Raw genomic sequence first — 14,208 nt, 5'->3', positions numbered from 1 at the left:
TGAGCCACGCCCGTATCAGCGTGCGGTTCAGGCGCCCAGGGTGCGGGTGAAACCGTCCGGGATGAGAATGTCGTCGGGGGTGAGGTCGTGAATGGAGGCCTTGCCGAGGCCCATGAGGGCGGAGTCGATGCCGCCGCGCAGGATGTCGAGGACGTTCTCCACACCAGCCTGGCCGTTGGCGGCCAGTCCCCACAGGTAGGCGCGGCCGATCATCACTGCGCGTGCGCCGAGGGCGACGGCCTTGACGACATCGCTGCCGCGGCGGATCCCACCGTCGAGCAATACCTCCACCTGGTCGCCGACGGTATCGGCGATGGCAGGCAGGCAGCGGATGGCCGCTGGGGTGCCGTCGAGGTTGTTGCCGCCGTGGTTGGACACCGAGATTGCTGAAACCCCGGCGTCCACAGCACGTTTGGCGTCGTCAACCCGGACGATGCCCTTCAGCATGAACGGGGCATCGGCCCACTGGGAGCGCAGCCAGGCGATGTCCTCCCACGTGGGCGGCGGGGTGCCCATCCATTCGCCGTAGGCCTGGAAGAACGGCGGACCCGCTTCACCTTTGCGGCCCTGGTTGGGCACCCGCAGATCCGGCGGGCTCATGGTCTTGCCGAAGTTCCACAGCCAGCGCGGTTTGGTGATCACCTCGGGGGCCATCTTCACCATGGTCTTGAGATTCATCTGCTCCGGGATCTTCGGACTGCCCCAGTCCCGGCCGTGCGAGAAGCTCCAGTCGGTGGTGGCGATCAGCCCCACCGCGCCGGCCTCCTTGGCGCGCTGCACCCGCTCGAGGATGGCGTCGCGGCCGCCCAGCCAGTAGATCTGGAAGAAGATCTTGCCGTTGACCGCGATGACCTCTTCGATCGGCTTGGAAGCGAAGGACGACAGACCCATTGCGGTACCCCGGGCGGCCGCTGCCCGGGCGACGGCGACTTCGCCGTCGGGGTCGACAGCCTGCACCCCGGTGGGTGAGATCATCACCGGCATCGAAATGTCCTGGCCCATCACGGTTGTGGCCAGATCACGCTTGGCGGCCGCGCCCACCACATGCGGAGCGAAGCCGAGTTCGGAGAACGACTCGACGTTGTCGGAGATCGTCACACCCTTCTCGCTGGCGCCCAGCAAAGCTGAGTAGGCGGATTTGGGCAGCCGTTTCTTGGCCAGCTGCTGGGCGATGGAAACGGTTTCGAACCACGTGTCACGAGCCATTTTCTACACAGGACTTTCGTTGCAGAATTTCTTGGGAGGAGCGCTCAAGGTGAGCATCACCGGCGCATTCTTGCGTTTGCCGGTGTGGGAATGGTCGCCGCTGGGCTTGGGTTTGGTGCGCTCCAGTGCCAGGGCGGGTTCGCCGTAGCCTTGGACGCATTCTGGATCCGGACCGTCCAGCGGCAGGCCGGTGAAGAACTTCGCCGCCATACAACCACCGCGACAGGCGTCGTAGTGGTTGCAGGACCCGCAGGCGCCGGCCGAGGTCGGCTCACGCAGCTCCCGGAACAGCGGAGCGTTCTTCCATACATTGTCAAAGCCGCCGTCGGACACCAGGTTTCCGGCCAGGAACTTGTCGTGGATGGCAAACGGGCAGGCGTAGACGTCGCCGATCGGGTCGATCAGGCACACCACGCGCCCGGCGCCGCACAGGTTCAGCCCGGCCAGGGCTCCTGGTTCACCGAGTCCGGAGAGGTGGAAGAAGGAATCACCGGTGAGCACCCGCTCACCGTGGAGCACCAGCCAGTCGTAGAGCTGCACCTGTTGGGCGGCGGTGGGATGCAGTTCATCCCACACATCGGCCCCGCGGCCCGAGGGCCGCAGCCGGGTGATGCGCAAGGTGGCGCCGAACCGGTCGGCCAGGGCCTTGAAGTCATCGAGTTGGTCGACGTTGTGGCGGGTCACCACCACCGAGATCTTGGCGTCTTTGAAACCGGCGTTCTTCAGGTTCTCCAGAGCCCGGATCGCCATGTCGAACGAGCCATTTCCGCGCACCGCATCGTTGATCTCGGCGGTGGCGCCGTCGAGGGAGATCTGCACGTCGACGTAATCGCTGGCGGCCAGCTTGGCCGCCACCGCCTCATTGATCCGCACCCCGTTGGTGGAGAACTTCACGCCCACATGGTGTGCGGTGGCGTAGTCGACCAGCTCCCAGAAATCCGGGCGCACCGTGGGCTCACCACCGCCGATGTTGACGTAGAACACCTGCATGCGTTCCAGCTCATCGATGATCGCCTTGCACTGCTCGGTGCTCAGCTCACGCGGGTCACGTTTGCCTGATGCCGACAGGCAGTGCACACATGCGAGATTGCAGGCGTAGGTCAGTTCCCAGGTCAAACAGATCGGGGCGTCCAGACCGCGCTCGAACTGATCGACAAGACGGGGGACGGGGGCTACGGCAGTCATGAATTCTCCTTCGAGACAAGCATGTTCGACGCCGCCAGCGTGGCCAGTGCGCGCAGATACGGCTCCTGGGCGTCCTCGTCGACGCCGGCGGCGCGGCACGCCGACCGGGCATCGGGGTACTCCCCCAACGTCTCGACCATGGCCAGGATGGTGCGATTCTTCAGAAATGACAGTTTGCGAGTACCGAAGTGGTACAGCAGCGCGCCGAACGGCTCCGGCCGCACCGCCACCTGCGGATGCAGACGCCATCCACAATCCGGATCGAACGACGTCACCGTCGGCGCGCTGCTCATGATCAGTAGACCCCGCACATCCCGTCGATGGACACCTCTTCGACCAGCGTCTCGGTGACCAGTTCGGCCTCGGAGGCGACCTGCGGATCGTGTTCCATAAAACCAGCCTTTCTTGATGTGACACTCGACACAACGTCGGGTGCGGACCACAATATGGCATCGAGTGCCTAAATGGAAGAGGAGCAGCGGTGGCTTCTGAAAAGCCCCAACTGGGACGAAAACGATCCACCACGCGCGACCACATCGCCGACGTGGCCATCGACCTGTTCTGCGCGCGGGGGTTCGACTCGGTGAGCGTCGACGACGTGGCCCAGGCCGCGGGCATCGCCCGTCGCACCCTGTTCCGCTACTACCCCTCCAAGAGCGCGCTGCCCTGGGGCGACTTCGACGTGCATCTGGCCCAGCTGCGGGAACTGTTCGGCGGCTTCGACGAACAGGTGCCACTGCGCGACGCGCTGCGGTCGGGGTTGCTGGCCTTCAACACCTTCGACGACATGGAAGCCGCGCGACACCGTGAGCGTATGCGATTGATCCTGGAAACTGCTGAGCTGCAGGCATATTCGATGACGATGTATGCGGGGTGGCGTGAGGTGATCGCCGAATTCGTCGCCCACCGGCGCGGACAGCTTGCCGCCGACATCGGCCCCCAGGCCGTCGGCTGGATGATGCTGGGCGTGGCACTGTCCGCCTACGAGCACTGGCTCGCGGACGCCTCGGTGTCACTCACCGAGGCACTCGGCCAGGCCTTCGATGTCGTCGCCTCCGGCCTCTAGTGGTGCGGGGCGCGACCCACAGATCACGAGAAAGGTGACGGAGTCCGGCGTCGGATCACGACGATAGGGGTGTGAGCGCCGAATCGCTGCTGACGCTGTACGACGAAGCCCTGCCGATCGTGTACGGCTACTTCGTCAGGCGCTGCGGCGACCGCGGCACCGCCGAGGACCTGACCTCGGAGACCTTCCTGGCGGCCATGGACGCCGCCAGGAAACCGGATCCACCCCCGGTCACGGTGCCTTGGCTACTCGGGGTGGCGCGGCACAAACTCGCCGATCATTACCGGCGTAGGCACCTCATCCCGATGGCCGAACTGCCAGAGCCCGGGCCCGACACCGGTGCGTGGGACGCCGAACTGGACCGCATGGTCGCCGAGAGCGTGCTCAACAGGCTGGCCGAGCCGCACCGCAGCGTGCTGGTGTTGCGCTACATGGACGACCATTCGGTGCCCGAATGCGCGGCGTTGATCGGACGGACCGTCCATGCCACCGAGGCGCTCCTGGTCCGGGCCCGCCGGGCCTTCAGACAGCAGTACCCGGAAGGAGGAACGTCATGACCGACCCCCTGCACGTGCTGCACAGCGACGACCTTCCGGTCCAGCCCGACCCCGGCTTCGCGGCCCGCCTTCGGCGCCGTCTCGAGTCGGCCCTGCCGATGCCCGAAGGAGTGATCATGAGCGGCACCGATACCGCCCTGACGGAATTGACCCGAACCACCCTCCCCCGCCCGGCCGCTCTGCCGTATCTGACGGTGGCCGACGCCCGCGCCGCCATCTCCTGGTACTCCGATACCTTCGGCGCCCGGGTGCAGGGTGAGCCGATCGTCATGGACGACAACAGAATCGGGCACGCGGAGCTGATCCTGGCGGGCGGCGTGCTCTACCTGGCCGACGAGTATCCGGAGCTGGGCCTGACCGCACCGGTCGCCGGCGCCACGTCGGTGAGCCTGATGCTGGCGGTACCCGACACCGACGCGGCCCTGCGCAAGGCTCGCGACACCGGCGGGCACGTCGAGCGCGAACCCTACGAGGCTCACGGCTCACGCAACGCCAGCGTCATCGACCCGTTCGGACACCGGTGGATGTTGACCGGCCCCGTCACCGGCGCCACGACGCCGATTCAGCACGGCGACGTCGGGTACGTCTCGCTGTGGACCGTCGACGTAGCCCGGGCCGCCGCGTTCTACGGCCGCGTCCTCGGCTGGGAATTCGACCCGGCCACGCACCAGGTCGTCAACACCGACCAGCGCATCGGCATCTACAGCGTGGGCGTGAACACGCTGTTCTGCTGCTATGCGGTGACCGACCTGGAGGGTGCCCGGCAGTCGATCGCACGCGGCGGTGGCCGCCCCGGCACCGTCACGCAGTTTGATTTCGGCTCGGTGCTCGACGCCACCGATCCGCAGGGCACCCCGTTCGCGGTCTTCGTACCGGCACCGGGAACTCCTCGGCCCGCGCTGAATGGCGCTGGGCCGGGCGAACTCTCGTACATCACATACGAAGTGGGCGACGCCGCCGCATTCCGTGCGTTCTACAGCGGGTTCCTCTTCTGGACATTCGAGCCGGGACGGGTGGACGACGGCTGGCAGGTTCAAGGCTCGCATCCGATGGCCGGTGTGGCAGGCGGCAGTGCCCGAACTGTCACCGTGCCGATGTGGACGGTCGCCGATGTCGACGACGCGGTGGCACGTGTCCGGCACGCCGGTGGGACCGTGCTGCAGGAGCCGAGCCGGCAGCCCTACGGGCGCATGGCCGAGTGCAGCGACGACCAGGGCGGCCGGTTCTACCTGGGCGAGTTCTGAGTCGGCAATTTGAACTCTCGACAAATTTAACCGGCGCGTAATCCGCGGGGGCTCGATAGCTTGCCGTTTGTGTCGCGACAATTGCATCTGCTGGCCTACGGCAACACCCGCTCGGCGGGCCCGTGGCGGCATCCCGAAATCGACAACAGCACCGCAGCAGTGCGGCGCCGCCTGGTGCGACGGGCCCAGACCGCGGAGGCCGGGACCTTCGACGCGGTGTTCTTCGCCGACGGCCTGAACTTCGGCCCGCCGGCCACTTGGCCGTACAAGACCACCGAAGATTTCGAGCCCTTGACCACCACCGCGGCCCTGTCGTCGGTCACCGACCACATCGGCCTGGTGGTCACCGGCTCGGCCACTCTGCAGCACCCCTACCACCTGGCCCGGCAGCTGCTGTCCCTCGACCATCTCAGCGGCGGCCGCGCCGGCTGGAACCTGGTGACCAGCTTCGCCCAGGCCGCCGCCGACAACTTCAGCGCCCGCGGCGTCGTCGACCACGACGAGCGCTACCGGGTGGCCGAAGAAGCACTCGACGTCGTCCAGAAACTCTGGGACGGCTGGGCCGACGACACCATCGTCGAAGACCGGCGCAGCGGAATCTTCAACGATGTCACCAAGATCCACGTCGCCAACCACCACGGTCGCTACTTCGACGTGCGAGGACCCATCGGCGCGGCCCGCTCCCCGCAGGGCCGGCCGGTGCTGTTCCAGGCCGGGTCGTCGGCGACGGGCCGCGGCTTCGCCGCCCGGCACGCCGAGGTGATCTTCACCGGCCAGGGCAACCGCACCCGGGCCCAGGAGTTCTACCGGCAGATCCAGGCCGAGTCGCGGGCCCAGGGCCGCGCCGCCGCGCCGTTGATCACCCCGTCGCTGCGCTTCATCGTCGGCTCCACCGAGGACGAGGTGGCCCGCATCGAGCGCACCGCCTACGAGTACTTCAGCCCCGAGTACCAGGCCGGCTGGCTGCTGGAGGTCGACGTCGACGTCACCGGCGCCGATCTGGACGGCCCGGTGCCGGACTCCGCGTTCCCCGACAGCACCGAAACCCATCAGACGGCGCTGGCGGGCTATCGGGCGCTGGCCAAGGACGGCAACCCCACGGTCCGGGAATTCCTGTACCGCACCGTGAACGGCTGGGGCGCAAGCGTCGCCGGCACACCGGAACAGATCGCGGACGAGATCGAGAGCTGGTTCACCACACAGGCTTCCGACGGCTTCGTGCTGATGGACTCGGGACTGCCCGGCCAGTTCGACACCTTCGTCGAACAGGTGGTCCCGCTGCTGCGCAAGCGCAGCCTGTTCCGCCACGAGTACTCGGGCAGCACACTGCGCCACCATCTCGGCCTCGCCGTCCCTCCCCACCGCACTCACTGAAAGAAGCACCATGTCCTCAGCCACCTACCTGCAGCCACCCACCGCGGATCTCGACGAGCTGCGGGCGCGGTTCGCACCGCACTTCGCCGACATCGCGGCCGGCAACCTCGAACGCGAACGCGGCCGGGTGTTTCCGCACGATCAGGTCCGTCAGCTGGGCGACGCCGGATTCGGCACGCTGCGCATCCCCGTCGAGTACGGCGGGCTGGGCGCCTCACTGGAGCAGACCTTTCTGCTGCTGGCCGATCTCGGCGAGGCCGACCCCAACGTCGCGCACATCTTTCGTAACCACCTTGCGTTCGTCGAGGACCGGCTGAACGCACCACGATCCGATTCCGGTGACATCTGGCTCAAACGCTTCCTCGCCGGCGCGTTCGTCGGCGGCGGCTGGACCGAGGCCAACAATCTCACGCTGGCGAAGATCGCCACCACCGTCACCACCGAGGACGACCACTGGGTGGTCAGCGGCGCGAAATACTATGCCACCGGCAGCCTTTACGCGGACTGGCTCGACGTCATCGGCCGCGGCGACGACGGCGAACTCTGGACCGCCCTGGTGCGGGCCGATGATCCGGGGGTCACCCTGATCGACGACTGGCGTGGTTTCGGGCAGCGCACCACTGCCAGCGGGTCGGCGCGCTACAACCGGGTGCGCGCCGAAGCCGGTGATGTGTTCCCCGCCGCCGACCGCTTCTCCTACCAACCGCACTTCTATCAGACGGCCATGCTGTCGGTGCTCACCGGAATCACCAGGGCCACCCTGCGCGACGGCCACACCGCGCTGGTGGCCCGCGAACGCAACTATCCTCAGGGCCTCACCCCGGTGGCCCGTGACGACGCGCAACTGCTGCAGGTCATCGGTCAGGTGTCCGCGGAGGTGTTCGCCGCGCAGTCCGCATTGGCCGCCGCCGCCCGCACGCTCGACGACGTGGTGCGCGGCCGGATCACCGGCGCTGCGGATCGGCAGCGCCAGAGGCTGATCGACGCCGAGGTGGCCGTCACCCAGGCGCAGCTGGTGATCATCGCGGCTGCGCTGGAGGCCACCACCACCGTGTTCGACGCGCTCGGGGCGTCCGGGGTCTCCGAGGAGCTGGGGCTGGACCGACACTGGCGCAACGCGCGCACCCTGGCGTCGCACAATCCGCGGGTCTACAAGGCCCGGATTCTCGGTGACTGGTTGGTCAACGGAAAGGATCCGGTGCCGGATCTGGCCTCCCGCGGCCGCGGCGGCCAAGGAGACTGACGGCGATGACGGACCCGGAACCCATCATCCTGCATGCGTTCTCGATGAACTCGGTGTCACACGTCAACTACGGACTGTGGCGTCATCCCCGCGATCAGACGTACCGGTACAACACGATCGAGTACTGGACCGAGCTGGCTCAGACCCTGGACCGCGGCGGTTTCGACGCCCTGTTCCTGGCCGACGCGCTCGGGCTGCTGGACACCTACGCCGGGGATGCCGAGGCGTCCCTGCGCACCGGTACACAGTCACCGGTCAGCGATCCGCTGCTGCTGGTGTCGGCCATGGCGGCGGCCACCACGCATCTGGGCTTCGGGGTCACGGTGTCCACCACCTACGAGCATCCGTATCTGTTGGCCCGCAAGTTCACCACGCTGGACCACCTGACCCGTGGCCGGGTGGCGTGGAACATCGTCACCTCCCAATTGGAGAGCGCGGCACGCAATCTCGGGCTGGACCGTCAAGTGCCGCACGACGAGCGTTACGAGCGGGCCGACGAGTTCCTCGACGTGGTGTACAAGCTCTGGGAATCCTCCTGGGAGGACGGCGCGGTGGTGCGAGACCGCGATCAGCGGGTGTACACCGACCCCAGCCGAGTGCACCCAATCGGGCACTCCGGCAACTACTTCCGCGTCCCCGGCGCCCACCTGTCCGAGCCGAGCCCGCAGCGCACCCCGGTGCTGTTCCAGGCCGGCGGGTCACCCCGTGGGCAACAGTTCGCCGCCAAGCACGCCGAGGTCGTCTTCGTCGCCGGCGCCGATGCCGCCGGCCTGCGGCGCACCGTCACGACCATCCGCGAGCTGGCCGAGGGCTTCGGGCGCGACCCGTCGACGCTGCGCTTCGTCAGCGCCGTCGCAGTGGTGGTGGACGACACCGACGAGGGGGCACGAGCCAAGCTGGCCGACTACCAGTCCTACTTCGACGTCGAGGGGGCGTTGTCCCATTACTCGGCCAGTACCGGGGTGGACTTCTCCGGCCAGGACCTCGACAGTGTGATCGGCAGTCACCGAACAGATTCCAACCGTTCACTGCTGAGCATGTTCGCCGACACCGACCGCACCTGGACACTGCGCCAGGCGCTGGCACCGTCGCACGGGTTCGGCCGCACGCCGACGTTCGTCGGAACTCCCCCATCGGTGGCCGACGCCTTGGAGCGGTGGCTGGCCGACACCGATACCGAGGGCTTCAACCTGATCCACATCGTCAACCCGGACAGCTACCGCGACTTCGCCGAATTGGTGGTTCCCGAACTGTCCCGCCGCGGCCGGATCCGGCCCCGCCCGCAGACTGCCACCACCTTGCGGGCCCGGTTGTCGGGCCGCAACGGGGTCCGCGACGATCACCCGGCGTCGCGGTACCGGGCGCGGGCGGGCGCCCGATGAGCACCCAGGGGCGGCACCAGCGGGTTACCGCATGAGCGCGCCCGAGATCCGCGTCCTGGACGACGAAGCGGAGCTGATCGCCGCTACCAACGTCTTTCGGGCCGCGATGGTCGGCTTTCCCAAGCTGGTCGATCTTCCTGCCGGGACCATCACCAAACTGCTCGAGCCAGGACGCACTCTCGGCGCCTTCGTCGACAGCGTGCTCGTCGGGACCACCGATTCGGCCGCCAGCACGCTCATCCTGCCGGGAGGAAACCAGGTGCCGCACGCCGCGGTCACCCATGTCGGCGTGCTGCCCACGGCCACCCGCCGCGGCGTGGCCACCGCGCTGATGCATCACCAATTGCGTGATCTGCGCAACCGCGGCGAGGTGGTGGCCACACTGCGCGCCTCCGAGGCCACCATCTATGAGCGGTTCGGGTACTCGGTCGCCAGTTCCACGCACACGCTGGAGGTACGAACCGCCGAGGCGGTGCTGCGTCGCGGAGTCGGTGAGGGCGGGCCGGTCCGGCTGGTGGAGCCGGGCTCGGCGTGGGACCTGCTGCCCGCCATCTACAGCCGCGCCCGGCCCAGCCGCCCGGGCGGTATCGGCCGGCCCGCGGTGTGGTGGCAGAACCAGCAGTTCCGGGCCGCCACCTCGTCGGCCCCGAGTTATGTTGCAGTGCACGGGGAACCAGGCGCCGAGGATGGTTTCGTCCGGTACCGGCCGGAGAACACCGAGCGCTGGTTCGTCCAGAACGAAAGGACGGTGGTCGTCGACGATTTCTTCGCCCCCACCGACTCCGCCTACCTGGGCCTGGTGCGGTACCTGCTCGACCTCGACCTGGTGGACCGGCTGGTGTTCACGTTGTCTCCCGTGGACGACCCGCTGCCGTGGCTGCTGACCGACCGGCGCGCGGTACAGGTGGTCGGTGAGCGTGACGAGACCTGGCTGCGGGTGCTCGACACCCACCGGGCGCTGGCTGGGCGCCGCTACGCGGACGCCACCGAGTTGGTGATCGCCGTGCAGGATCAGGTGTTGCCCGACAATGCCGGCACCTTCGCCCTGACCGCCCGGGGCGTGGTACCGACATCACGACCGCCGCAGTTGACGGTGGACGTGGCGACGTTGGCGGCCGTCCTGCTGGGTGGGACGTCCTGGCGCACTGCGGCGCTGGCCGGACTTGTGGCCGTCGCCGACCCCGAGGCTCTGGAGGTTGCCGACCGGTTGTTCGCGGTGCCCCTGGCTCCTTTCGCCGGGTTCTACTTTTGATCGGCGCGCGTGTAACCCGGCGTTAATTTCCCACTGAGCCAAACCCGTGCTCCCGCGCCCGGCGACGTCCACGATGTCCGTGTGTTGTTGTGGCAGTGGGGATCCCCCGTGAAAAGCAGTCATGTCACTGCTTGAGGTCGAAGATCTCTCCGTCACCATCCACACCGGAGATCGCGCCTCGGGACGACGGGCGGTCCGGGCGGTGGAGTCATTCAGCTTCTCGGTGGACCCCGGGCAGACGCTGGCGGTGGTCGGTGAATCCGGCTCCGGCAAGAGCGTTTCGCTGCTGGCCGCCACCAGGCTGCTCGGGCTCGACGCCGACGTCACCGGAACGGTGCGGTTCGACGGGCAGGACCTGCTGACCGTCGCACCGCGTCAGCTGCGCCGGATCCTGGGCAAGCAGATCGGGTTCGTCTTCCAGGATCCGCAGAGCAATCTGCATCCGTTCAAGACCGTCGGCGACCAGATCGGCGAGGTGCTGCGGGTGCACTCCGGCGGATCGAAACGGCAGCGCCGCAGCCGGGTCGAAGAACTGCTCGGTGAGGTGGGAATCGCCGACCCGCACACCGCCTATGCCCACTACCCCGCCGAGTTCTCCGGCGGCATGCGGCAACGGGTGATGATCGCCATCGCCATCGCGCTGAATCCGGCGTTGATCATCGCCGACGAACCCACCACCGCTCTGGACGTGAGTGTCCAGGCCGGAATCCTGGCGCTGTTGGGCCGGCTCCAGCGCGAACACGGCACCGCGATCGTCTTCGTCAGCCACGACCTGGCGGTGGTGCACCAGATCGCCGACACCGTCGTGGTGGTCAAGGACGGCCGGGTGGTCGAAACCGGCACCCGCGCCGAGCTGTACCGCGCCCCACGCGAGCAGTACACCCGGGATCTGCTGCGCGCTTCCCGGTTGCACAGTCTGCGCGCCCCGGCCACCCGTGTGCCGCCGGCCGATGCCGAAACGGTGCTCACCGTCCGCGGCCTGCGTAAGTCCTACCGCACCAGGACCCGCGGGCAGCGCAGGACGGTCGTCGAAGACTTCGACCTCACCATCGACCGCGGTCAGATCGTCGGTCTGGTCGGCGAATCCGGTTCGGGGAAGTCCACTGTCGGACGCATCGTCGCCGGGCTGCAGTACGCCGACGCCGGCGACATCCGGCTGGCCGGTGAGCAGTTCCCCACCTCACTCAGCGACGGTGTGCCCGCCCTGGCCCCGGCCACCCGGCGGGCGGTGCAGATGGTCTTCCAGGACCCGTATTCGAGCCTCAACCCGCGGCGCACGGTCGCCGCGTCCCTGGCCGCGCCGTTGCAGGTCCAGCGCGTCGAGGCCGCCGCGATCAGCAGGCGGGTGCACGAGGCCGCCGATGCCGCACGACTGCCCGCCGCCTTGCTCAACCGCTATCCCGCCGAACTGTCCGGCGGGCAACGCCAACGGGTGGCGATCGCGCGGGCGCTGGTGTTGCGGCCGGCGTTGATCGTCGCCGACGAGGCATTGTCCTCACTGGATGTCACCACCGGCAGCGAGATCATCGAGTTGGTCCAGACACTGGTACGTGAACAGGGCACGGCATTCCTGTTCATCACCCACGACCTGGGTGTGGTGTCGTCGATCGCCGATCAGGTGATCGTGCTTGGCCCGGACGGAGTCGCGGAGTCCGGCGACACCGCCACGGTGTTCACCGATCCGCAATCCGCTTACACCCGCGCGCTTCTGGATGCGGTACCAAACGTGGACGAAGAGTTGGTGTCATGAGTCAAGTCCTGTTGCCGCAGGCAGCGGGTGCTGATCTCGACACGCTGACACCCCGGAATCGTCTGCGCCGCTTCCTCGCCGACCCCGGGCTGGTGATCGGGTCGGCGCTGGTGCTGCTGGTGGTCATCGCCGCGCTGGCAGCACCGCTGGTGGCCGCCGTCGTGGGTCACGGTCCCAATGACCAGTTCCCCGACGACACCCTGGACGCCGCAGGGCTTCCCATCACCGGGGGCAACGGGTTCCTGCTCGGCGCCGACGGCAACGGCCGCGACGTCTTCGTGCGCACGCTCTACGGCGCCCGGGTGTCGCTGGGCATCGGCATCCCGGCGACCACGCTGGCCATGCTGATCGGTGTGATCGTCGGCCTGCTCGGCGGCTACTTCGGAGGGCGCGTGGATGCGACGCTGTCGGAGCTGACCAACATCGCTTTGGCGTTTCCGTTCCTGGTGACGGCGCTGTCGGTGGTGACGCTCAACCGCGGTACCGCGGGCACCAATCTGATCGATCCGATCTTCGTGGTGATCGGCATCATCGCGCTGTTCTCGTGGACCTATTTCGCGCGGCTGGTCCGCAACGCCGTGATCGAGGTGAAGGCCAAACCGTTTGTGCTGGCGGCGATCGGCGCCGGAAGCTCTCACTGGCGGGTACTGCTGCGCGAGATCCTGCCGATCATCGCGCCGACGGTCATCATCTACTGGTCGGTGCAACTGCCGGCCAACATCGTCGCCGAGGCCTCGTTGTCGTATCTGGGCGTCGGCATCAAAGCGCCGACCCCGAGTTGGGGCACCATGATCGCCAACGCTCAGCAGTCCGCGCTGTATCAGACCCAGCCCTGGCTGTTGATCGCGCCGGCATTCGCGTTGTTCGTCACCGTGCTGGGCTTCAACATCCTGAGCACGCGGCTGCGCAGCCGGTTCGACCCGTTGGCGCGGCGATGACGCGCTTCGCGCTGTGGCGCACCAGCCGCATGGTGTTCACCGTCTCGGTGGTCGTGCTGATCACCTTCGGCCTCACCCGCGTCGCCTACCAGAACCCGGCCCGGATGCTGGCTCCGGAGAACGCATCTCAGGAGACCGTCGACGCGATCGCCCGCAGCCTTCGGCTCGATGATCCGTGGTGGGTGCAGCTGTGGCACTACGCCGTGCGCGGCCCCGAGATCAAGGGCACCCCGACCGGCTTGCTGAACTGGCCGCCCAGTCTGGGTTATTCGTACCGGCAGCAACGGCCGGTCACCGAACTGATCCTGGAGAAGATCCCGGTCACCGTGAGTCTGGCGGTGGGCGCGCTGGTGCTGTGGGGAGCGTTGTCGATACTGCTCGGGGTGTACGCCGCGCGGCGCCCCGGCGGGTGGTTCGACACCGCCACCGCGGGCATTTCGTATGTGTTCCTGTCGATCCCGACGTTTGTCACCGGCGTGGCGCTGCTGTACCTGCTGTACTTCAAGCTGTCCCTGGCCGGGGTGAAGTTCTTCCCCGGCGGGGGTTATGTACCGCTGACCGAGTCGCCGGTGGAGTGGGCCCGACATCTTCTGCTGCCCTGGCTCACCCTGGTGCTGGCCGAGGTCGCACTGTTCCAGCGGGTGGTCCGCGCGTCGGTACTGGAAGTCGCGAACAAGGACTACATCCGCACCGCCCGGGCCAAAGGAGTTGGGCCGCAACGGGTGTACTTCGACCACGCCCTGTCGGCCGCGTTGAACCCGATTCTCACCCTCGGCGCCATCGAGTTCGCCACCATCCTCGGCGGCGCCATCATCACCGAGCAACTGTTCGGTCTCGACGGGGTGGGCCGGCTGGCGGTCAGCGCCGCCAACTCCGGTGACGCCCCCGTGGTGATCGGCTGCACACTGCTGGGCGCCGTCATCTTCGTGGTGTCCACGTTTGTCATCGACCTCATCACCCACGCCCGCAGCGGCAAATGACCTGTGCTCCACCCCTCATCATCAAGGAGAA

Annotated in this window: 14 protein-coding genes; 10 read left to right on the top strand and 4 right to left on the bottom strand. The window is 67.7% G+C overall.

From position 1 onward, the window contains the following. Window positions 1-27 precede the first annotated feature (27 nt). From mftD to mftA, 4 genes are read right to left on the bottom strand one after another with little or no spacing between them, the layout of a single operon-like run. Complete coding sequence (gene mftD, locus NL241_RS08055; protein ID WP_487690740.1) at window positions 28-1,206, bottom strand: pre-mycofactocin synthase MftD; 1,179 nt, start codon at window positions 1,204-1,206, stop codon at window positions 28-30. Window positions 1,207-1,209: 3 nt separating this feature from the next. Then, entirely contained in the window at window positions 1,210-2,391 is a 1,182-nt protein-coding gene (mftC, locus tag NL241_RS08050; RefSeq protein WP_494397251.1) for a mycofactocin radical SAM maturase, read from the bottom strand. Further along, the gene (mftB, locus tag NL241_RS08045) at window positions 2,388-2,684 is read right to left on the bottom strand and encodes a mycofactocin biosynthesis chaperone MftB (protein ID WP_487690736.1); all 297 of its coding nucleotides are present in this window, start codon (window positions 2,682-2,684) and stop codon (window positions 2,388-2,390) included. The genes mftC and mftB overlap by 4 nt, the downstream gene beginning before the upstream one ends. Window positions 2,685-2,686: 2 nt before the next feature. Then, the gene (gene mftA / locus NL241_RS08040) at window positions 2,687-2,782 is read right to left on the bottom strand and encodes a mycofactocin precursor MftA (RefSeq protein ID WP_487690734.1); all 96 of its coding nucleotides are present in this window, start codon (window positions 2,780-2,782) and stop codon (window positions 2,687-2,689) included. 90 nt (window positions 2,783-2,872) lie between these two features. On the opposite strand from mftA, the gene mftR reads away from it, so the two are divergent. The 10 genes from mftR to NL241_RS07990 all read left to right on the top strand — a co-directional run bounded on the left by mftR (window position 2,873) and on the right by NL241_RS07990 (window position 14,177). Next, window positions 2,873-3,457, top strand: a complete 585-nt coding sequence (gene mftR, locus NL241_RS08035) for a mycofactocin system transcriptional regulator MftR (RefSeq protein ID WP_487690732.1) — start codon at window positions 2,873-2,875, stop codon at window positions 3,455-3,457. Window positions 3,458-3,528: 71 nt separating this feature from the next. Further along, a complete protein-coding gene (locus NL241_RS08030; protein WP_487690730.1) occupies window positions 3,529-4,014 on the top strand; it encodes an RNA polymerase sigma factor in 486 nt (161 codons plus the stop codon). Further along, window positions 4,011-5,258 carry a VOC family protein gene (locus NL241_RS08025; protein ID WP_494397250.1) on the top strand — a complete coding sequence of 416 codons (1,248 nt, stop codon included), beginning with the start codon at window positions 4,011-4,013 and terminating at the stop codon, window positions 5,256-5,258. Before NL241_RS08030 ends, NL241_RS08025 begins: the two co-directional genes overlap by 4 nt. A gap of 69 nt (window positions 5,259-5,327) precedes the next feature. Beyond that, window positions 5,328-6,632 (top strand): NtaA/DmoA family FMN-dependent monooxygenase, encoded by a 1,305-nt coding sequence (locus NL241_RS08020; RefSeq protein WP_494397249.1) that lies wholly within the window; start codon window positions 5,328-5,330, stop codon window positions 6,630-6,632. Between the two features lie 10 nt (window positions 6,633-6,642). Continuing rightward, window positions 6,643-7,875 (top strand): acyl-CoA dehydrogenase family protein, encoded by a 1,233-nt coding sequence (locus tag NL241_RS08015; protein ID WP_494397248.1) that lies wholly within the window; start codon window positions 6,643-6,645, stop codon window positions 7,873-7,875. A 5-nt stretch (window positions 7,876-7,880) separates the two neighbouring features. Further along, complete coding sequence (locus NL241_RS08010) at window positions 7,881-9,257, top strand: LLM class flavin-dependent oxidoreductase (protein ID WP_494397247.1); 1,377 nt, start codon at window positions 7,881-7,883, stop codon at window positions 9,255-9,257. Between the two features lie 31 nt (window positions 9,258-9,288). Then, window positions 9,289-10,509, top strand: a complete 1,221-nt coding sequence (locus NL241_RS08005) for a GNAT family N-acetyltransferase (protein WP_494397246.1) — start codon at window positions 9,289-9,291, stop codon at window positions 10,507-10,509. 121 nt (window positions 10,510-10,630) lie between these two features. Continuing rightward, window positions 10,631-12,259, top strand: a complete 1,629-nt coding sequence (locus tag NL241_RS08000; protein WP_494397245.1) for a dipeptide ABC transporter ATP-binding protein — start codon at window positions 10,631-10,633, stop codon at window positions 12,257-12,259. Continuing rightward, window positions 12,256-13,197, top strand: a complete 942-nt coding sequence (locus tag NL241_RS07995; RefSeq protein WP_494397244.1) for an ABC transporter permease — start codon at window positions 12,256-12,258, stop codon at window positions 13,195-13,197. The genes NL241_RS08000 and NL241_RS07995 overlap by 4 nt, the downstream gene beginning before the upstream one ends. Next, complete coding sequence (locus tag NL241_RS07990; protein ID WP_494397243.1) at window positions 13,194-14,177, top strand: ABC transporter permease; 984 nt, start codon at window positions 13,194-13,196, stop codon at window positions 14,175-14,177. The genes NL241_RS07995 and NL241_RS07990 overlap by 4 nt, the downstream gene beginning before the upstream one ends. Window positions 14,178-14,208 lie beyond the last annotated feature (31 nt).

The sequence above is a fragment of the Mycolicibacterium sp. SMGY-1XX genome (assembly GCF_059132455.1).
The sequence above is the reverse complement of the archived record's forward strand: the minus strand, read 5'-3'. Positions and strand labels throughout refer to the sequence as shown.